The 18733-nt window shown below is 63.4% G+C and carries 15 protein-coding genes and 1 pseudogene; 13 read left to right on the top strand and 3 right to left on the bottom strand.

Annotated elements, in window-relative coordinates:
• The first annotated feature begins 47 nt into the window (after positions 1 to 47).
• From PSH84_RS14710 to PSH84_RS14675, 8 genes and pseudogenes are all read left to right on the top strand, one after another.
• Positions 48 to 1073, top strand: coding sequence for an ABC transporter ATP-binding protein (locus tag PSH84_RS14710; RefSeq protein ID WP_305470414.1), 1026 nt, complete (start codon positions 48 to 50; stop codon positions 1071 to 1073).
• Positions 1070 to 1939, top strand: a complete 870-nt coding sequence (locus PSH84_RS14705; protein WP_305481285.1) for an ABC transporter permease — start codon at positions 1070 to 1072, stop codon at positions 1937 to 1939. The genes PSH84_RS14710 and PSH84_RS14705 overlap by 4 nt, the downstream gene beginning before the upstream one ends.
• A 6-nt stretch (positions 1940 to 1945) precedes the next feature.
• Entirely contained in the window at positions 1946 to 2740 is a 795-nt protein-coding gene (locus PSH84_RS14700; protein WP_072405341.1) for an ABC transporter permease, read from the top strand.
• Positions 2741 to 2747: 7 nt separating this feature from the next.
• Positions 2748 to 3038: a (2Fe-2S)-binding protein gene (locus tag PSH84_RS14695; RefSeq protein ID WP_122568049.1), complete on the top strand. Its 291-nt coding sequence runs from the start codon at positions 2748 to 2750 to the stop codon at positions 3036 to 3038.
• A 301-nt stretch (positions 3039 to 3339) separates the two neighbouring features.
• On the top strand, positions 3340 to 4695 hold the full coding sequence (locus PSH84_RS14690) for an FAD/NAD(P)-dependent oxidoreductase (RefSeq protein ID WP_305470412.1): 1356 nt from the start codon (positions 3340 to 3342) through the stop codon (positions 4693 to 4695).
• Entirely contained in the window at positions 4692 to 5807 is a 1116-nt protein-coding gene (locus PSH84_RS14685) for an NAD(P)/FAD-dependent oxidoreductase (protein WP_122568047.1), read from the top strand. The genes PSH84_RS14690 and PSH84_RS14685 overlap by 4 nt, the downstream gene beginning before the upstream one ends.
• An 18-nt stretch (positions 5808 to 5825) precedes the next feature.
• Entirely contained in the window at positions 5826 to 6887 is a 1062-nt protein-coding gene (locus PSH84_RS14680; RefSeq protein WP_305470411.1) for an ABC transporter substrate-binding protein, read from the top strand.
• 221 nt (positions 6888 to 7108) lie between these two features.
• Positions 7109 to 8438 (top strand): annotated as a pseudogene (locus PSH84_RS14675) (leucine-rich repeat-containing protein kinase family protein).
• Positions 8439 to 8627: 189 nt separating this feature from the next.
• On the opposite strand, the gene PSH84_RS14670 reads toward PSH84_RS14675, so the two are convergent.
• Positions 8628 to 9332 (bottom strand): YebC/PmpR family DNA-binding transcriptional regulator, encoded by a 705-nt coding sequence (locus PSH84_RS14670; RefSeq protein WP_003183149.1) that lies wholly within the window; start codon positions 9330 to 9332, stop codon positions 8628 to 8630.
• 219 nt (positions 9333 to 9551) lie between these two features.
• Here PSH84_RS14670 and PSH84_RS14665 point away from each other — a divergent pair, with 219 nt between their 5' ends.
• A complete protein-coding gene (locus PSH84_RS14665) occupies positions 9552 to 10958 on the top strand; it encodes a type VI secretion system Vgr family protein (protein ID WP_305481284.1) in 1407 nt (468 codons plus the stop codon).
• Between the two features lie 127 nt (positions 10959 to 11085).
• Complete coding sequence (locus tag PSH84_RS14660) at positions 11086 to 11634, top strand: cytochrome b (protein WP_122568042.1); 549 nt, start codon at positions 11086 to 11088, stop codon at positions 11632 to 11634.
• A 7-nt stretch (positions 11635 to 11641) separates the two neighbouring features.
• On the opposite strand, the gene PSH84_RS14655 is transcribed toward PSH84_RS14660, so the two are convergent.
• Entirely contained in the window at positions 11642 to 12550 is a 909-nt protein-coding gene (locus PSH84_RS14655; protein WP_122568041.1) for a 1-aminocyclopropane-1-carboxylate deaminase/D-cysteine desulfhydrase, read from the bottom strand.
• Between the two features lie 188 nt (positions 12551 to 12738).
• Positions 12739 to 14778 carry an oxidoreductase gene (locus tag PSH84_RS14650; RefSeq protein ID WP_122568040.1) on the bottom strand — a complete coding sequence of 680 codons (2040 nt, stop codon included), beginning with the start codon at positions 14776 to 14778 and terminating at the stop codon, positions 12739 to 12741.
• Positions 14779 to 15018: 240 nt separating this feature from the next.
• Between PSH84_RS14650 and PSH84_RS14645 the strand changes: the two genes are divergently transcribed.
• From PSH84_RS14645 to PSH84_RS14635, 3 genes are all read left to right on the top strand, one after another.
• On the top strand, positions 15019 to 16236 hold the full coding sequence (locus PSH84_RS14645) for a DUF3422 domain-containing protein (RefSeq protein WP_305483149.1): 1218 nt from the start codon (positions 15019 to 15021) through the stop codon (positions 16234 to 16236).
• A gap of 172 nt (positions 16237 to 16408) precedes the next feature.
• The gene (locus PSH84_RS14640) at positions 16409 to 17539 is read left to right on the top strand and encodes a carbon-nitrogen hydrolase family protein (protein ID WP_122568038.1); all 1131 of its coding nucleotides are present in this window, start codon (positions 16409 to 16411) and stop codon (positions 17537 to 17539) included.
• Between the two features lie 2 nt (positions 17540 to 17541).
• Positions 17542 to 18579 carry an AraC family transcriptional regulator gene (locus PSH84_RS14635; protein WP_122568037.1) on the top strand — a complete coding sequence of 346 codons (1038 nt, stop codon included), beginning with the start codon at positions 17542 to 17544 and terminating at the stop codon, positions 18577 to 18579.
• Positions 18580 to 18733 lie beyond the last annotated feature (154 nt).

Here is an 18733-nt window from a genome sequence, read left to right as displayed (position 1 = left end):
AGCGCGCCCTTGCGGCGACGCATAACAATCCCAGGTGGAGCGCAGCGATGGCTTTTGTGCAACTTGAAGGACTTGGCAAACGTTACGGCGACATCGACGCCGTGGTCGCCACCAACTTGTCGGTGGAAAAAGGCGAGTTCGTCTCGCTACTGGGGCCTTCCGGCTGCGGCAAAACCACAACCTTGCAGATGATCGCCGGCTTCGTCGAAGTCAGCAGCGGGCGCATCCTGCTGGACGGTCGCGACATCACCCACGCCAAGCCCGCCAGCCGTGGCCTGGGGGTGGTGTTCCAGAGCTACGCGCTGTTTCCCCACATGACCGTCAAGGACAACGTCGCCTTCGGCCTGCGCATGCGCAAAGTAGCCAATGACGAACTGCAACAACGGGTGGACCGAGTGTTGAAATTGGTCCGCCTGGACCGCCACGCCGACCGCTACCCACGAGAACTCTCGGGCGGCCAGCGCCAACGCGTGGCACTGGCCCGGGCGCTGGTGATCGAGCCACCGGTGCTGTTGCTCGACGAGCCGCTGTCCAACCTCGACGCCAACTTGCGCGAAGAGATGCAATACGAAATCCGCCGTATCCAGCGCGAAGTCGGGATCACCACGCTGATGGTGACCCACGACCAGTCCGAGGCCCTGTCGATCAGTGACCGGGTGGTGGTCATGCAGGCCGGGCGCATCACCCAGATCGACGCGCCGTACACCCTTTACGAGCACCCGCGCACCGAATTCATTTCCGGCTTCGTCGGCAAAGCCAACCTGCTGCCCGGCAGGCGGGATAGCGCGGGCATCGTCCAAGCCTGCAGCCCGGCCGATGGCGAGCTGACCCTGAGCCTGCGCCCGGAAAAGATCGACCTGCGCGAGGCCGGTTCAGGGCGATTGCAGGGCACCCTCGTCAGCCGCTTCTTCCTGGGCAGCCAATGGCTCTACGGCGTTTCCACGAGCCTGGGTGAACTCTGCATGGTGCGCCGCAACGACGGCTCCGCGCCCTTGGTCGAAGGCACGGCGGTGGGCTTGGATTGGGATCCGGCCCTGCTGCGGGTGCTGAGCGTGGACGAGGTGCCGGCATGAAGCTGATCGACGCGATGCGCCGTGGCCGACAGGGCTACCTGATGTCCGCGCCGGCCCTGGCCTTGTACCTGGGCTTGCTGGTCATCCCCTTGGGCTTGACCTTGGTCCTGTCGTTCAACGTCTTCGATTACAGTTCGGGCATCAATGGCGACGCCTACACCTTCGAGCACTACACCAGCCTGTTGGGCGATCCGTACTTCTACGAAATCTTTTTGCGCACCTTCTGGATCAGCGCCCTGACCACCCTCCTGTGCGTGCTGATCGGCGTGCCCGAGGCATACATCCTCAGCCGCATGGGCGCACCGTGGCGCTCGATTTTCCTGATCCTGATCCTCACGCCGCTGCTGATTTCAGTGGTGGTGCGGGCTTTTGGCTGGAGCCTCCTGCTCGGCGCCGACGGCCTGGTCAACCAGCTCCTGCAAGCCTTCGGCGGTGCGCCGATGAAGCTGCTCTATACGCCGTTCGCCGTGGTCATCGCCCTGGTCCACGTGATGTTGCCGTTCATGATCATTCCCGTCTGGACCTCGCTGCAGAAACTCGACCCGGCCGCCGAACAGGCCGCGCTGTCCCTGGGGGCGAGCCAGTTCACGGTGATCCGCAAAGTGGTGTTGCCGCAGATCATGCCCGGCGTGCTGTCCGGCACGCTGATTGTGTTCGGCCTTGCCGCCAGCTCCTTCGCGATTCCCGGCCTGCTCGGCGGACGGCGCTTGAAGATGGTCGCTACGTTGATCTACGACCAGTACCTGTCGGAGCTGAACTGGCCGATGGGCGCCGCCATTGCCGTCGCGCTGCTGCTGCTCAACCTGCTGATCATGCTGTCGTGGAACCGGATGATCGAAGGCCGCTACAAGAAGTCACTGGGGTAATGGGTCATGTCTAGAAACGGTCCTTTCGCATTGCTGTTCCACGCCTTGGTGGTGGTCTTCATGCTCGCGCCGCTGGTGGTGGTCTGCCTCGTCGCCTTCACCCCGGAAAACACCCTGAGCCTGCCGACCACCGAGTTTTCCCTGCGCTGGTTCCGCGCGGTGTTCGAGCGCGCGGATTTTGTCGACGCGTTCTACAACAGCCTGGTCCTGGCGTTCTGCGCGGCCTCGTTGGCGACCTTGATCGCGGTGCCGGCGGCCCTGGCGATCACCCGGCTCGAGTTCCCGGGGCGGGACTTCTTCAACGGCCTGTTCCTGTCGCCGATCATCATTCCGCACCTGGTGCTGGGGGTCGCATTGCTGCGCCTGTTTGCCCTGATGGGCGTGAACGGCAGCTTCGCCTGGCTGATCTTCGCTCATGTGCTGGTGATCACGCCCTATGTGCTGCGCCTGGTGCTGGCCTCGGCCATCGGCCTGGATCGCAGCGCCGAACAGGCCGCGCAATCGTTGGGGGCCGGACGCTTCACGCTGTTCAGGCAAATCACCTTGCCGATGATCCTGCCAGGGGTGGCCGGGGGCTGGCTGCTGGCGTTCATCAACAGTTTCGATGAAGTCACGCTATCGATCTTCGTCACCTCGCCGGCCACGCAAACCTTGCCGGTGCGCATGTACGTGTACGCCACCGAATCCATCGATCCGATGATGGCGGCGGTGTCGGCGCTGGTCATCGGGCTCACCGCGCTGACCATGATTCTGCTCGACCGGGTCTATGGCCTGGATCGGGTCCTGGTAGGCAAACAATGAGGGTGTCATGGCACTGCTGAAACGACTGGCCGAAGGCGACCGCCCGGCCCTGGACTTCACCCTCGATGGCCAGCCCGCCACCGGGCTGCTGGGGGACACGCTACTGACCGCCGTACTGACTTGCAGCGAACACCTGCGCGGCAGTGACTTCAGCGCCGAGCCCCGTGCCGGTTTCTGCCTGATGGGCGCCTGCCAGGACTGCTGGGTGCGCCTGGGCGACGGCCGCCGCGTACGCGCCTGTTCGACGCTGCTCGAAGCCGGGCAACACATCAACCGCGAACCGGGGCGCCAGGTATGAACACGCTCGACAGGCATGGCCTCATCGCGAGCAAGCTCGCTCCCACAGGGGAGCTGCGGCGTGCACAAAACCAACATCCACAGCCGATCCAATGTGGGAGCGAGCTTGCTCGCGTTAGCGGTCGGTCAGGTAACAGCAATGTCGACTGGCCCAGCCTTATCGCGAGCAAGCTCGCTCCCACAGGGGGAGTGCGGCGTGCACAAAACCAACATCCACAGCCGATCCAATGTGGGAGCGAGCTTGCTCGCGATAGCGGCTTCAATAGCGCCACTAAGCCCACTGCATCATCAACGAGGTGGCCATGAAACCCATAGCCATCATCGGCGCCGGCCCGGCCGGTATCCGTGCCGCGCAAACTCTGGTCGCCCACGGCCTGTATCCCGTCCTGCTGGACGAAGCCCCCCGCGGTGGCGGGCAGATCTATCGGCGCCAACCGGCCCATTTCAAGCGCTCGCCTGACAAGCTCTATGGCTTCGAAGCCCACAAGGCCAACGCCATCCACCAGACCCTCGACGCATTGCGCGAACAGCTCGATTACCGTCCCGACACCCTGGTGTGGAACGCCGAGGCCGGCCTGCTCGATACCCTGCATGAAGGCCGCGCCGGCCGCCTCGAGTACGCCAGCGTGATCGTCGCCACCGGCGCCACCGACCGGGTCCTGCCCGTACCGGGGTGGACCCTGCCCGGGATATACAGCCTGGGTGCGGCGCAGATCGCCCTGAAATTCCAGGGTTGCGCCATTGGCGAACGGGTGGTGTTCGCCGGCAGCGGTCCCTTGTTGTATCTGGTGGCCTATCAATACGTCCGGGCCGGCGCCCATGTGGTCGCCGTCCTCGACAGTTCGCCCTTTAGCGACCAGGTCCGCGCCCTGCCCGGCCTGCTGGCACAACCGGCCACCCTCGCCAAGGGTCTCTACTACCGCGCCTGGCTGGCCGCCCGCGGCATCGCCGTGCATCAAGGCGCGAGCCTGGCGCGTCTCGATGGAGAACGCCGGGTGCAGTCGCTGCAATGGCGCAACGCAAGCGGCGAACACACCCTCGACTGTGACGCGGTGGCCTTCGCCCACGGCTTGCGCAGCGAAACCCAACTGGCCGACCTGCTGGGCTGCGCGTTTGCCTGGAACGCCCTCAACCGCGCCTGGTTGCCCCACCGGGACCGCGCCGGGCGCAGCAGCGTGCCGGGGATTTACCTGGCCGGTGACGGTGCCGGGATCATGGGCGCCGACGCGGCGGAAATGGCCGGTGAACGGGCGGCCTTGGCCTTGCTCGAAGACCTCGGCTACTCGACCGACCCGCAACGTTGCACGCAACTGGAACAAACCCTGGAACGCATCGGCCAGTTCCGCGAAGGCCTGGAGCGTGCGTTTGCCTTTCCTGAACACTGGGCCGCCGACGCTGCCGATCACCTGATGATCTGCCGCTGCGAAGAAGTCAGCGCTGGCGACATCCGCCGGGTGGTGGGCGAAGGCCATTGGGAGATCAATCGGGTCAAGGCCCATTGCCGGGTCGGCATGGGCCGCTGCCAGGGGCGGATGTGCGGCGCCGCCGCCGCGGAAATCATTGCCTGCGAAAGTGGCCGCGCCGTCTCCAGCATCGGCCGCTTGCGGGCCCAGGCGCCGATCAAACCCGTGCCGTTCGGCCTGGAGGTCGAGCCATGATCGAAGTGGATGCAGTGATCATTGGTGGCGGCATCGTCGGCGCCTCGGCCGCGTTGTTCCTGAGCCAGGCCGGACGCCGGGTGGCGTTGTTGGAACGCGACTTCTGCGGCTCACACTCCAGCGGCGTGAACTACGGTGGCGTGCGTCGCCAGGGCCGACCGCTGTCGCAACTGCCGTTGTCGCAACGGGCCCATGAAATCTGGTGCCAGTTGCCCCAATTGATCGGCATCGACGGCGAGTACCAGCGCAGCGGTCATTTGAAGCTGGCCCGCAGCGCTGAGGACCTGCAAGCGCTGCACGACTACGCCGTCGCCAGCCAAGGCTTTGGCCTGGATTTGCAACTGCTCGATCACACGGCCCTGCGCGCGCGTTTTCCATGGGTCGGCGCCGTCGCGGTGGGAGCGTCGCTGTGCCCGGACGACGGCCATGCCAATCCGCGCCTGGTGTCCCCAGCCTTTGCCCAAGCCGCTCGCCGCCAGGGTGCGCAAGTCCACGAACAATGCGCCGTCAGCAACGTTGTACATGATGGCCAGCGCTTCGCCGTGCACACCGCAACAGGCCTGACGTTTCACGCGCCCTGGCTGCTGAACTGCGCCGGAGCCTGGGCCAGCCAGTTCGCCGCGCAATTCGGCGAAGCGGTGCCGATGCACGCCGGGCACCCGGCGATGCTGGTCACCGAACCCTTGCCCTTGGTCATGGACGCCAGCACCGGCGTCGAGGGCGGCGGTATCTACGCCCGCCAGGTCTCGCGCGGTAATTGCGTGCTGGGCGGCGGCCAAGGCTTTGCATTGGACACCGCTCGCGCCCGGCCCGGCCAGAACGCCGTGCTGGAGATCCTGCGCCAGGCCGTCGAGCTCTACCCATTCCTGGAAGGCGCCCAGGCGATTCGTACCTGGAGCGGCACCGAAGGTTACCTGCCCGATCGCCAACCGGTGATCGGCCACAGCAGCACCCAGCCCGGTCTGTTGCACGCATTCGGCTTTGCCGGCGCGGGCTTCCAGATCGGCCCGGCGGTGGGCCAGGCGCTCACCGAGATCATCTGCAGCGGGGCTTCGACCACGCCGCTGGATGCGTTTTCCATCACCCGGTTTCACTCCATCTCCGTTGCTTGATAGAGGAAGGTCGCGCCAATGAATAACGTCAAACGCAGTGCACTGTTCGGTTTCTGCTCGCTGGGTTGCGCTTGCCTGGGCGCCCTGCTCCCGGCTACCCAGGCGTTGGCCGAGCCGACGCTTTACCTGGGCATGAACGGCGGCACCATGGAGCGGCTCTACGCCGACAAGGTCTTGCCGGCCTTCGAGAAAGCCAACAACGTCAAAGTGGTCATCGTACCCGGCACCTCCGCCGACATCCTGGCGAAGGTACAGGCCAGCAAAGGCAACCCGCAAATGCACGTGATGTTCCTCGACGACGGCATCATGTACCGCGCCATCGCCATGGGGCTGTGCGACAAGCTCGAGGACAGCCCGCCCCTGGCGCAGATCCCGGCCAAGGGGCGTATCAAGGATCAGGCCGTGGCCGTCAGCCTCGGGGTGACAGGACTGGCCTACAACACCCGGCTGTTCAAGGAAAAAGGCTGGAATACGCCCACTTCATGGATGGACCTGGCCGATCCACGCTTCAAGGACAAAGTGGTGTTCCAGTCGATGGCCTCCTCCACTTTTGGCCTGCACGGCTTTTTGATGTTCAACCGGATCCAGGGCGGCAGCGAAACCGACGTCGAGCCGGGCTTCAAGGCGTGGCCGAACACGGTGGGGCGCAACGTGCTGGAGTACATCCCGAGCTCGGCGAAGATATCCGAAATGCTGCAGACCGACGAAGCGGCGCTGTTCCCGCTGACGCCGACCCAGGTGACCGCGTTGAAACTCAAGGGCATGCCAGTGGAATATGCCCAGCCGAAGGAAGGCGCCGTAGTCCTCAACGTCGCCGAATGCGCCATCGCCCAAAACACCCAGCCGGAACTGGCGCAAAAGCTCGCCGCTTTCCTGCTGACCCCGCAAGCCCAGGCCATTGCCCTGGAAGAAGGCGACCAGATCCCTTCCAACCCCAACACCCCGACCACCGACAAGACCCGTGGCCAGGTGGAAGCGATGAAGCAATACCTGGAAACAGCGATTGCCGTGGATTGGGACCAGGTCAACGAACAACGCCCGGCCTGGAACGCCCGCTGGAACCGCAGCATCGAGCGCTAGAGCGATCGACTGTGGCGAGGGGAGCAACACTGCTGTGGGAGCATGGCTTGCCCGCGATGCAGACGGCGCGGTCTCTGAGAAAACGAGGCGCCTGCATCGCGGGCAAGCCTTGCTCCCACAGATAAATCCCCTCGCCACAGGGTGTTGTACTGAGCTGATTATTGGTTAACTGTCTGGCTATGGGCGCCAGAGCCTCCCCTTGACCAACAGCGAACCCTCCCATGCACACCCTCGCCCAACTCCGCGCCGGCCAGCTCTCAGGCATCACCCGACTGGACCTGGCCTGCGGCTTGACGGAGTTTCCCCGGGAAATCTTCGAACTGGCCGATTCCCTCGAGATTCTCAACCTCAGCGGCAATCAGTTGGACTCGCTGCCCGACGACCTGCATCGGCTGCCCCACCTGCGCGTGCTGTTCTGTTCGGACAACCGTTTCACCGAACTGCCCGAATGCCTGGGCCGTTGCAGCGCGTTGACCATGGTCGGCTTCAAGGCCAACCGCATCACCCGTGTCACGGGCGACGCGCTGCCACCCCGGTTGCGCTGGCTGATCCTGACCGACAACGACATCAGCCAGTTGCCGGATGAACTGGGCCAACGCCCACACCTGCAAAAACTGATGCTGGCCGGCAACCGTTTGCAGCAGTTGCCGGCGAGCCTGGGCCAGTGTCATCGCCTGGAACTGCTGCGCATTGCCGCCAACCAACTGACCGAACTGCCGCAATGGTTGCTGGAGCTGCCGAGCCTCAGTTGGCTGGCCTACGCCGGTAACCCGCTGGAAACCCAGGCCGATGCCGCAGCCTTGAACACCACAACGCCCATCGATTGGTCGCAACTGGCGCTGCGACGACAACTGGGCGAAGGCGCTTCCGGGGGTGATTCACCAAGCGCTCTGGCAGGCGCCCGACCAGGTGGCGCGAAGCGTCGCGGTGAAGTTGTACAAAGGCCAGATGACCAGCGACGGCTCGCCCCTGCATGAAATGCATGCCTGCATCACGGCCGGTCGACACCCGAACCTGATCGACGTATTGGGTCAGATCGCCGGGCACCCCGAGCGACAGGACGGGCTGGTCATGGCCCTGGTCGAGCCCAGCTACCGCAACCTCGCCGCCGGGCTGCCGAGCCTGACGTCATGCACTCGCGACGTGTACGCCGATGAACTGCGCCTGAGCGCCCCGGTGGCCTTGCGCATCGCCCACGGCATCGCCTCGGTGGCGGCACACTTGCACCGCCAGGGCATCACCCATGGGGATCTGTACGGGCACAACATCCTGTGCAACGACCAGGGCGATTGCCTGCTGGGGGACTTTGGCGCGGCGTCGTTCCACGCCACTACGGACACCGTGCAAACCCGCGCACTGCAGCGCATCGAGGTACGGGCCTTCGGGATTTTGTTGGGGGAATTGCTGGCGCGAATCGAACCGGGGCTCAGTGCTGAGGAACTGGCAGCGTTGCAGGATCTGCAAGCGCGTTGCTGTCAGCCGGATGTACTGGCACGGCCAGGGTTTGATGAGATTGAAAGGTTGCTGAGCGAGTCCAAACACATCGACTAAACCAGCCCCCAAACTAACAAGCACGCCGCCTATTGTGGCGAGGGGATTTATCTGTGGGAGCAAGGCTTGCCCGCGATGTGGACACCTCGTTTTCTCAGAGACCGCGTCGTCTTCATCGCGGGCAAGCCTTGCTCCCACAGAGTGAACCGCACCCTGGGATAAATCCCCTCGCCACAGGGGGTGTAGTGCTTAACCGGCCAACCCGACAAACATGTCCTGCACGTCATCGTGGTTATCGAGGCCTTCAAGGAAGGCTTCGACTTCAGCCATCTGCTCGTCGGTCAGCCCGCTGACCGGGTTCTTCGGCTGGTAGCCCAACTTGGCCGACAGCACAGTAAAGCCCTGCTCCGGCAACGCCTTCTGTACCGCATCGAGGTCGGCAGGATCGGTGAGGAATAACGTGGCGCCGTCTTCGCCCGGCTCGAAATCCTGGGCACCGGCCTCGATGGCGGCCATTTCCGGATCGGCGTCCGGGCTGTCCGGCGCGGCTTCGATCATGCCGACATGGTTGAAGTCCCACGCTACCGAACCCGAGGCGCCCAGTTGGCCCTTGCGGAACGCGACGCGAATTTCGGCGACGGTACGGTTGATGTTATCAGTCACGCATTCAACGATCAGCGGCACCTGGTGCGGCGCGAACCCTTCGTAGGTGACGCGGTGGTATTGCACGGTTTCGCCGAGCTGGCCTGAACCTTTCTTGATCGCACGTTCCAGGGTCTCGCGGGGCATCGAGGCCTTCTTCGCCTGCTCGACTACCAGTCGCAAGTGCGCGTTGGTCGCGGTATCAGCGCCGTTGCGCGCGGCAATGGTGATTTCTTTCACCAGTTTGCCGAAGATCTTGCCCTTGGCGTTGGCAGCCGCTTCTTTGTGTTTAACCTTCCACTGTGCGCCCATTACTCACTCTCTTGTCTGACGCGCCGAGACATCTGCCGGCCGGCGCTGTGGCGCAAGTTTATACGGCCTAAACCGGCTGATCGACCAAAAAATTCACCCTACCGAATCGACATTTTCACAGTGTGTTGTAGGGCTTTTCTGAAATAGCGGCTCGCAAGCACCGTTCCTTCCCGTGGTTTCGTACCCTCTGCGCCTCTGTCCCTGCCAGTAGGAGGCGCAATGCGCAACGACACGGAAAGTCCCTTCAGCCTGACGCTCACGCAAAACGACCTGCAGTTGCAAGTCTTGCGTTTTAATGGCCGAGAAGCCCTCAACCAGCCGTACCGCTTCGACCTCGAACTGATCGGCCTGGCCCCGCCGATAAATCCCGACCTGCTACTGGGGCATCCGGCCTTCCTGCGCCTGGACGGTGAATCGGGCATCCATGGGATTGTCCACAGCGTCAGCCTGAGTGCTTCGGCCCCGCGACGCATCGGCTATCGCCTGACGTTGGTTCCCTACCTGCAGCAACTGGAACAAGGCCCGCGGCGTCGGGTTTTCCATCGGCTCAGTGTGGTGCAGGTGCTGCAACGCCTGCTGGAAGACCATGCCCTGCCCGCCGACAGTTACCGTTTCGAGCTGCCCCATGGGCAGTACCCATGTCGCCCATTCTGCATCCAGTACGACGAAAGCGACCTGACCCTCCTGCAACGGCTGTGCGAGGAGGAAGGCATTCATTACCACTTCGAGCACGCCCTCCAGGGCCACGTCCTGGTGTTCGCCGAAGACCCGAAGAGTTTCCCCGCGCGCCCCATCGAGCTGCCCCTGCACCCGAACGACAAACTGATACCGACCATCAAGCGCGTGTATTTGCGCCACCACGCGATGATGCCTGGCTTGCCTGTCGGGTTCAGTGACCGGGCCACGACCGAAACCGAAGTCTCGGCGGAGAATCAACCCCTTGAGCAGATCGATCATGAAGCCCAGCGTGGCAACCCCGCCTTGATTCACCGTTACCAGGCCGGACGCCGCCATCTGGAACGGTTGCGCTGTCGGCAACGGGAAATCCATGGCCACAGTGATCAACCGGCCCTGCACGGCGGCGACATCGTGCAGATCAGCGAACACCCGGTTTCCACCTTCAACGATCAATGGCTGATCACCGAGGTCCAGCACCGCGGGCGGCAGTTTTCGATCCTGGAACCGGACCTGCCCGCCACGCCCTCGGCCCGTGACTACCGTAACCGGTTCACCGCCATTCCCTGGTCCACCGTGTTCAGGCCGGCCCTCAAGCATCCCAAGCCGCGCATTCCCGGGTATCACCTGGCCCATGTACTCGGCCATGCCGGCCAGCCGGCCCAACCCGATGAATGCGGCCAAGTGAGTGTCAGCCTCTGGGCGCCGGACCAGGAAGGCATCACGCTGCCCGTATCGCGACTGACGCTGGGCGACAGCCCTTCCCTGATAGCGGGCAGCGAAGTGCTGGTGAGTTTTCTCGATGGCGACCCCGACCGACCGGTGCTGTGCCCAGGGGCGGTCGATACCGGCGCAGGACACGCCGCTGCCCCACCGAAACCGTCCCGTGGCAATCACGATGCCGGGCTGCTGTTGGACTGGCTGTTGAACCCGCCCGACTTCACACCCTGATCCTGCCCTTTTGGCTTCTTGCCAGCAAACCTGATCTGGCTCATGCAAACCCAGCGAAACGGGCTTACAGTAAAGACACAACGCCGCGCTAGACGGCGCTCTACCCTGATTGTTGGAGATACCCGCAATGCCCTGGAAAAACTCGGAAAACCGCTACAGTACCGTCACGGTAACCCTGCACTGGCTGATGCTGGTCCTGCTGGCCGTGGTTTATGCCTGCATTGAGTTGCGGGGAATTTTTCCCAAGGGCAGCGGCGGCCGGACATTGATCAAGGAAGCGCATTTCATGCTCGGCCTGACGGTGTTCCTGTTGGTTTGGCTGCGCCTGTTCGCCCGCAGCATGGGCAAGGCACCGGGGATTTTCCCGGCATCACCTGCCTGGCAAACCGTCCTTGCCCGCCTGATGCACTGGGCGCTGTACCTGTTCATGATCGCCATGCCGCTGCTGGGCTGGCTGATCACCAGCGCCGAAGGACACCAGGTGATGTTCTACGGTTTCGATTTGCCGTTGCTCGTTGATCAAGACAAGGATTTTGCCAAGCAACTGGAAGGCTGGCACGTGCTCGGCGGCACCATCGGCTATTGGCTGATCGGCCTGCATGCCTTGGCGGGGCTGTATCACCACTACGTGGTGCGCGACAACACGCTGTTGCGGATGATGCCCAAACGCGGCTGATCGTCCGTTAATCGAACCCTCGGCGGCCTTGCAAACCGCCGGTGTGGACAAAGACCAGGCGGGTGCCGGGGGCAAAGCCTCCCGCCTCGACCCGCGCCTTGAGCAGCATCAAGGCCTTGCCGGTGTACAACGGCTCCAGTTCGATGGCCGCCGTGGTTTCGATGAAGTCGGTGAGTTCGGCATCGACCCGGGCGAAACCGCCACGGCTGCCGTCGAACAATTCATAACACGGGCTGGAAAGCTCCGCCTCCGCCACGATGCGCTCGACCTGCTGGGCCACACCATGGTCCGGGGGCACCGCCAGCACGCCGTAGACCGGGCGCTCGCCCGCTTCGGCCAGCACCAGTCCGGCCAGCGACGTTCCAGTTCCGCAGGCCAGCCACCAGCCGTGATAATCCGCCCACCCCAATGTCACTAATTGCTCACGAACACTGGCCGCCCACGTCATGCAACCTTGTGCCCCAGGTAATCCTGAACCACCCTCGGGCACCGGGTGCAAATGTGGATAGCGGATCAGCCACGGCCCCCAGAAATCCGCTGCGTGCCGCTCTCGGTATCCGCCATAACCCAACCAGTGCAGGTCCATGCCGAACGCTTTCAGGTCGCGCACCGTCGGCGTGTCCTGGGGATGACCGCGCAACAGCCCGGCCGTGGGAAAGCCGAAGCGCTTGCCGGCCGCCGCCAGCGCATGCAAATGGTTGGAATAGGCCCCGCCCAGGCTCATGACCCCTTCGGCACCGGCCTCATGGGCGGCGCGCAGATGATGGACCAGCTTGAACCACTTGTTGCCGCTGATCAGCGGATCGATCCGGTCCAGGCGCAACACCGCTACTTCGACACCGGCACGGGCGAGCCAGTCCATGTGAAGAGGTTCGAGTCGGGGTTGGGGGTGCCAGTCGAGGGCGGGAAGCAGCATGGCGGCAGGCCTGGGAAAAGATGCCGGCATCTTAGCAGCTTGCCGGCCGGTGACTTCAGGTGCACCACCACCCTACTGTGGGAGCGAGCTTGCTCGCGATAGCGGTTAGTCAGCAGCATGAATGTTGACTGACCTGCCGCTATCGCGAGCAAGCTCGCTCCCACAAGGTTTTTTGCTGGGATTGTGCCTTACAACTGCGCCGCCAACCGCGAGCCCTGGTTAATCGCCCGCTTGGCGTCCAGCTCCGCCGCCACGTCGGCACCGCCGATGAGGTGAACCGTCTGCCCCGCCGCTTCCAGGCCTTCCTGCAACTCGCGCAGCGGATCCTGGCCGGCGCAGATCACGATATTGTCCACGGCCAGCACCTGCGGCTCGCCGGCTTCACCGATACGAATGTGCAGGCCGTCATCGTCGATCTTCAGGTACTCGACGCTGTTGAGCATCTGCACCTGCTTGTTCTTCAGGCCCGTGCGGTGAATCCAGCCGGTGGTCTTGCCCAGGCCGTCACCGACCTTGGAGGTCTTGCGTTGCAGCAGGAACACCTGGCGCGCCGGTGCATGGGGTTCGGCCTTGATCCCGGCCACGCCGCCACGAGCCTCAAGGTGCGTGTCAATACCCCACTCCTTCCAGAACGCCTCACGGTCCTGGCTGGTGGCAACGCCTTGGTGCACCAGGAATTCCGACACGTCGAAGCCAATCCCTCCGGCACCGATCACCGCGACACTGCGGCCCACTGGCTTGCGTTCGAGGATCACGTCCAGGTAGCTCAACACCTTGGCATGCTCCACCCCAGGAATCGCCGGCACGCGTGGGGCGATGCCGGTAGCGAGGATGATCTCGTCGTAACCGCCAGCCACCAATTGCGCCACATCCACCCGGGTGTCGAGGCACAGCTCGACATGGCTGGTCTGCAATTTGCGCTTGAAGTAGCGCAGGGTTTCGAAAAACTCTTCCTTGCCCGGCACGCGCTTGGCAACGTTGAACTGGCCACCGATTTCACTGGCCGAATCGAACAGCGTCACCTGGTGCCCACGCTCGGCCGCCACCGTGGCTGCGGACAACCCCGCCGGGCCGGCACCGACCACAGCGATTTTCTTCACCTGGGTCACCGGCAGGTAGTTCAGCTCGGTTTCGTGGCAGGCCCGCGGGTTGACCAGGCAACTGGTGAGCTTGCCGCCAAAAGTATGGTCCAGGCACGCCTGGTTGCAGCCGATGCAGGTGTTGATTTCATCGCTGCGACCGGCAGCGGCCTTGTTGACGAACTCCGGGTCGGCCAGGAACGGCCGCGCCATGGAGACCATGTCGGCATCGCCTTCGGCCAGGATCTGCTCGGCCACTTCCGGGGTGTTGATGCGGTTGGTGGTGATCAGCGGGATATTCACCGAACCGCGCAGCTTGGCCGTGACTTTGCTGAACGCCGCCCGCGGAACCTTGGTGGCAATGGTGGGAATTCGTGCTTCGTGCCAACCGATACCGGTGTTGATGATCGTCGCGCCGGCCTGCTCGATGGCCTTGGCCAACAGGACGATTTCGTCCCAGGTGCTGCCGCCTTCCACCAGATCGAGCATCGACAGACGAAAAATGATGATGAAGTTCGGGCCTACCGCTTCGCGCACCCGGCGGACGATTTCCACCGGCAGACGCATACGGTTTTCATAGCTGCCGCCCCAACGGTCGGTGCGGTGGTTGGTATGGGCCGCCAGGAACTGGTTAATGAAATAACCTTCCGAACCCATGATCTCGACGCCGTCGTATTCGGCCTTCTGGGCCAGGACCGAGCAGGTAACGAAATCGCTGATCTGCTTCTCGATGCCCTCCTCGTCCAGTGCCTTGGGCTTGAACGGGTTGATTGGCGCCTGGATCGCGCTCGGTGCCACTTGCTTGGGGCTGTAGGCGTAGCGCCCGGCATGGAGAATCTGCATGCAGATCTTGCCGCCGGCCTCGTGTACGGCCCGGGTCACGATCTGGTGCTTGAACGCCTCTTCTTCCGTGGTCAGCTTTGCGGCGCCCGAGTAGACACCGCCCTCGTCGTTCGGCCCGATCCCACCGGTGACCATCAGGCCCACGCCGCCCCGGGCGCGCTCGGCAAAGTAGGCTGCCATGCGTTCGAAGCCACCGGGTTTCTCTTCCAGCCCGGTGTGCATCGAGCCCATCAGGGTACGGTTGCGCAACGTGGTGAAACCCAGGTCCAGCGGGGCCAGCAGGTGCGGGTAATGAGAGGCGGTCATCGGTAGCTCCACAACGGGCGATCACGGAAAAAAGCGCAAGCTCTGCGGCTTGCGTCTGTCATGGCTCACAGCGTAAGAGTCAGGGTGCGGGCGCTCAATGACCGTAACTGACAACTTAATGATCCAAATGTGCAAGACGCCGATCAGTCGTGGGTGACTCTCTGCGGGGTGAGCCAGTCCTATCAACGCTGGCTCAGGTGCTCAACCCAACAATAACGCTAATCACACGGTTGTCATTGCATGCATCCCCAACGAAAAATGCTGCACAACGAGTTGCACGCCCGCCCGTCGTTGTATTTCGACGAACCGGCCCACGTCTTCCACCTGGCGTTTCTGGGCGACAACGGCCAGTGCAACGCGCTGCTTGAGCGACTGAGCCCTGATACCGTCACAGCGGAAGCCGCGCAAGGCATCACCCGCCTCGAAGGCCATCCACTCAAGTGGGAGCGCCATGCCGAGTTCTTCACCCTGACCCTGGTCGTGCCGGCCAGCAGCGATGAGTTGCAATGGACAACGCTGCCCGAAAGCCTTGCCCGAGGTATCGAGGGTCACGCCCAGCACCTCATCAATGCCGTTCAGGTGGTGGTTCGCGCAGAAGCCAGTCTCGACCTGCCCAGCTACGGTTTCAAGGACCTTTGCGGCTCATGTGTGGGTGGTGGCGATGCGGTGGTCTGGAGCGATTTTCGCCTGACCGAGGATGGCACCAATCGCCTGCTGTTCATCAACCGACGGCTCAACGCTTATCGCCAGGGCCGCATGATCCGGCGCCTGCTGGAAATCGAGACCTACCGGATGATGGCGTCCTTGTCGCTGAATATCGCCAAGGCACTGGACCCGCAACTGAATGAATTCGATCGCACCCTGGTGAGCCTGTCCGAACGCAACGCCAATGCCAGCGGTGTGCACGCCAAGGCGCTGCTGGAGGACATTGCCCTGCTGTCTCGCCAGGTGGTCAGCAGCACGGTCAGGAATCGCCACCGATTCAGCGCGACCCGCGCCTACGCACAACTGGTGTTCGAGCGCCTGGGGGAGTTGCGTGAAAGTCACCTGGGGGACTGCCAGCGACTGGGCGTGTTCATCGAACGGCGTTTCAAGCCCACGGTGCGTTATTGCGCAGCCACCGAACAGCGCCTCGAACAACTGGCCATGAGCGTCGCCAACCTGGGTGACCTGCTGCAAGCCCGCGTGCAAGTCGAGATGGAAGACCAGAACGCCGAGATCCTGCGCAGCCTCAATGCCCGCGCCGATGCCCAGATCAAGATCCAGCGCGCGGTGGAAGGCTTGTCGATCATTGCCATCACCTACTACCTGATCAACCTGTTCAAGTTGGTCTACAGCGGGTTGCACACCTTGGGCGCAAACCTCTCGGCCCGCGAAGCGCTGCTGGGCATGACGCCGCCGGTGCTGTTGATCATGCTGCTGATTCTGATCCGAATCAGGAAGGCCAAAAACCACTAGCGCGCCTTGCCAGCGCAGAGAGCGTCCAAGGGGTCTTTGGACGACTTGGCGTTTACTTGCCGTGCGCACAAATCAGCTCCCGAGCTTCGCTAATCCCTTGTTTTACCGTACCCTGCCCCGTAGCTCCTGATGAAAAATCACGAACCTGCACACGGCCGCTGACTGTTCCCCCATGCGCAAATTTCTGTACCTGCTGTTTTCACTGGCCTTGATTGCCGCCCTGGTCACCTACGCACTGTGGACGACCGAGCGTCCGGCGGGTCACTACCTGTCAGACCTGCGCATCAACCTGGCGGTCGACCAGGGCACGCCCGCCGACCGCGGCAACCTGCTGGGTATCCAGCCCGAACTGTTCCCCACCGACTACCAGAGCCCCGAGCGCCTGCACCGCAAGCTGGCGGCCTATCTGCAAGCGGCTCGCGACATGGGCTTTCTCAATGCCAAAACCGTGGTGGTGCTGCCCGAGCACATCGGTACCTGGCTGATGGTCGGCGGCGAAAAAGACGAGTTGTACCAGGCCACGACTCTGAAGGAAGCCATGCACTGGCTGGCGGTCAGCAATCCGCTGGCGTTCATCCAGGCGCTGGTCAGCGCTCAAGGCGATAACCGACTGGACGATGCCTACCTGCGCATGAAAGCCGAACGCATGGCCCATGACTATCAAGCGCTGTTCGGTGGGCTGGCCAAGGAGTTCGGCGTAACCCTGGTGGCAGGCTCCATCGTGCTGCCCGAGCCCAGCGTCAGCGAAGGCGAGCTGAAGATCGGCCGTGGCGCGTTGTACAACAGCAGCCTGGTGTTTGGCAGCGATGGCCGGCCGATTGGCCAGCCACAACGCCAGCGACATCCGGTATTTGAACAGCGGGATGTACTGGGCGCCGAACAGCCAGCCGCTCCCCTCGTCATCGACACCCCAGCCGGACGCCTGGGTGTGCTGATCGGCAGCGACAGTTGGTACCCGCTCCACTACCGGCAGCTCAACGAACAGGGTGCGCAACTAATCGCAGTGCCTGCCTTCGTCATCGGTCGCGGCGCCTGGGACAAACCCTGGAGCGGTTATAAAGGCCTGTCCACACCGAGCGAAGTGAGCCTCAAGCCCGGTGAAGTGAGCGAGGGGCAAGCCTGGCATCGCCTGACACTGACCGGCCAATTGCCCATCAGCCACGCCCGGGGCGGCATCAGCGTGTTCCTGCGTGGCCAGTTCTGGGACAGCGGCAGCGCCGGCCAGAGTTTCATCAGCCACAACGGGCAACACTTTCCCGATGGCGAAGTCCGTGGCGCGCGCCTGCTGAACCTGTGGTTGTGAACATGAAACCGCAGCCGATGCGCCTGGGGGACCTGTCAGTGGGCTTCGTCCATAGCCTGGCTGACGCGGTCGCCAGCCATGGGCAAGACCCCAAGCCTTTGCTGGAACAGTACGGCCTCGATGCCGCGCGCCTGGCCGAGCCCGGAGCACGCCTGTCGATCCCACGCTACATGCGCCTGGGCCACGCCGCGATTCAACAGACCCAAGACCCGGCCCTGGGCCTGCGCATGGGCCAGCTCGGGCGCTTGAGCCAGGCCGGGCTGGCGGGCGTTACCGCCGCCCAGGCGCCGACCGTGCGCGAGGCGGCCCGCTGCATGACCCGCTTCGAGCCGCTGTATGGTTCCAACTATCGCGGCCAGTCGAGTTTCCATGAGGATGCCCGCGGCGCCTGGCTACGGTTCTATTCCATCAGCCCCTATAACGCCTACAACCGCTTCGTCGTGGACTCGATCATTGCCGGCTGGCTGGCGCAATTGTCCAGCGTCAGCGGCGTCGCGCTGCGACCCGAACGCATCGAAATCGAATTCGAGGAGCCGGCGTACCTGGAAGCCTACCGCACCCTCGGTGACTGCCCGATCCAGTTTGGCGCCGAACAGAATCAACTGCGCCTGGACCTGGACAGCCTCGCCCAGCGCAACCCACAGCATTGCCCCAGCACCTGGCACTATCTGGTTCAGTTGTGTGAACGGGAACTGGAACAATTGACCCGCACCCGCAGCCTGCGTGAGCGCATCATCCAACTGCTGGGACCGTTGCTCAGCGGCGGCCGGGAACCCGACCTGGAAGAAGTGGCGACTCGCCTGAAGCTGCCGACCTGGACCCTGCGTCGCAAGCTGGCCGAGGAAGGCACGCAATTTCGCGCCATCCTCAACGACACCCGCCGAGACCTCGCCATGACCTACATACGCGATACCGAACTGGCGTTCGGCGAAATCGCCTACTTGTTGGGTTTTGCCTCAGCCGAGGCCTTTCAACGAGCCTTCAAGCGCTGGAACGACCAGACGCCTGGGGAGTTTCGTCGTAGTCACAGAGGGCGCTGAGCTTCACGCTCTCTTACAACTCCGTTGCATCTTCGGCGGGTTCCAACGGGTCCAGTTCATAGGCCTGGTATTCCAGCAGCTCTTCCTGATAATCATCCATTACGTGTCCTTCCCCTGTCATTGAATCCAATGCCTGATGGCGCTGGCATCAGCA

The organism is Pseudomonas beijingensis (assembly GCF_030687295.1).
In the GTDB taxonomy this organism is placed as follows: domain Bacteria; phylum Pseudomonadota; class Gammaproteobacteria; order Pseudomonadales; family Pseudomonadaceae; genus Aquipseudomonas; species Aquipseudomonas beijingensis.
Note: the sequence above shows the minus strand (reverse complement) of the source record. Positions and strands in the feature narration are given on the sequence as shown.

What these genes read in the sequence shown, in the direction of transcription:
- PSH84_RS14710 (WP_305470414.1), top strand. Translation starts at nt 48, where the DNA reads ATGGCTTTTGTGCAACTTGAAGGACTTGGCAAACGTTACGGCGACATC.
- PSH84_RS14705 (WP_305481285.1), top strand. Translation starts at nt 1,070, where the DNA reads ATGAAGCTGATCGACGCGATGCGCCGTGGCCGACAGGGCTACCTGATG.
- PSH84_RS14700 (WP_072405341.1), top strand. Translation starts at nt 1,946, where the DNA reads ATGTCTAGAAACGGTCCTTTCGCATTGCTGTTCCACGCCTTGGTGGTG.
- PSH84_RS14695 (WP_122568049.1), top strand. Translation starts at nt 2,748, where the DNA reads ATGGCACTGCTGAAACGACTGGCCGAAGGCGACCGCCCGGCCCTGGAC.
- PSH84_RS14690 (WP_305470412.1), top strand. Translation starts at nt 3,340, where the DNA reads ATGAAACCCATAGCCATCATCGGCGCCGGCCCGGCCGGTATCCGTGCC.
- PSH84_RS14685 (WP_122568047.1), top strand. Translation starts at nt 4,692, where the DNA reads ATGATCGAAGTGGATGCAGTGATCATTGGTGGCGGCATCGTCGGCGCC.
- PSH84_RS14680 (WP_305470411.1), top strand. Translation starts at nt 5,826, where the DNA reads ATGAATAACGTCAAACGCAGTGCACTGTTCGGTTTCTGCTCGCTGGGT.
- PSH84_RS14670 (WP_003183149.1), bottom strand. Translation starts at nt 9,332, where the DNA reads ATGGGCGCACAGTGGAAGGTTAAACACAAAGAAGCGGCTGCCAACGCC.
- PSH84_RS14665 (WP_305481284.1), top strand. Translation starts at nt 9,552, where the DNA reads ATGCGCAACGACACGGAAAGTCCCTTCAGCCTGACGCTCACGCAAAAC.
- PSH84_RS14660 (WP_122568042.1), top strand. Translation starts at nt 11,086, where the DNA reads ATGCCCTGGAAAAACTCGGAAAACCGCTACAGTACCGTCACGGTAACC.
- PSH84_RS14655 (WP_122568041.1), bottom strand. Translation starts at nt 12,550, where the DNA reads ATGCTGCTTCCCGCCCTCGACTGGCACCCCCAACCCCGACTCGAACCT.
- PSH84_RS14650 (WP_122568040.1), bottom strand. Translation starts at nt 14,778, where the DNA reads ATGACCGCCTCTCATTACCCGCACCTGCTGGCCCCGCTGGACCTGGGT.
- PSH84_RS14645 (WP_305483149.1), top strand. Translation starts at nt 15,019, where the DNA reads ATGCATCCCCAACGAAAAATGCTGCACAACGAGTTGCACGCCCGCCCG.
- PSH84_RS14640 (WP_122568038.1), top strand. Translation starts at nt 16,409, where the DNA reads ATGCGCAAATTTCTGTACCTGCTGTTTTCACTGGCCTTGATTGCCGCC.
- PSH84_RS14635 (WP_122568037.1), top strand. Translation starts at nt 17,542, where the DNA reads ATGAAACCGCAGCCGATGCGCCTGGGGGACCTGTCAGTGGGCTTCGTC.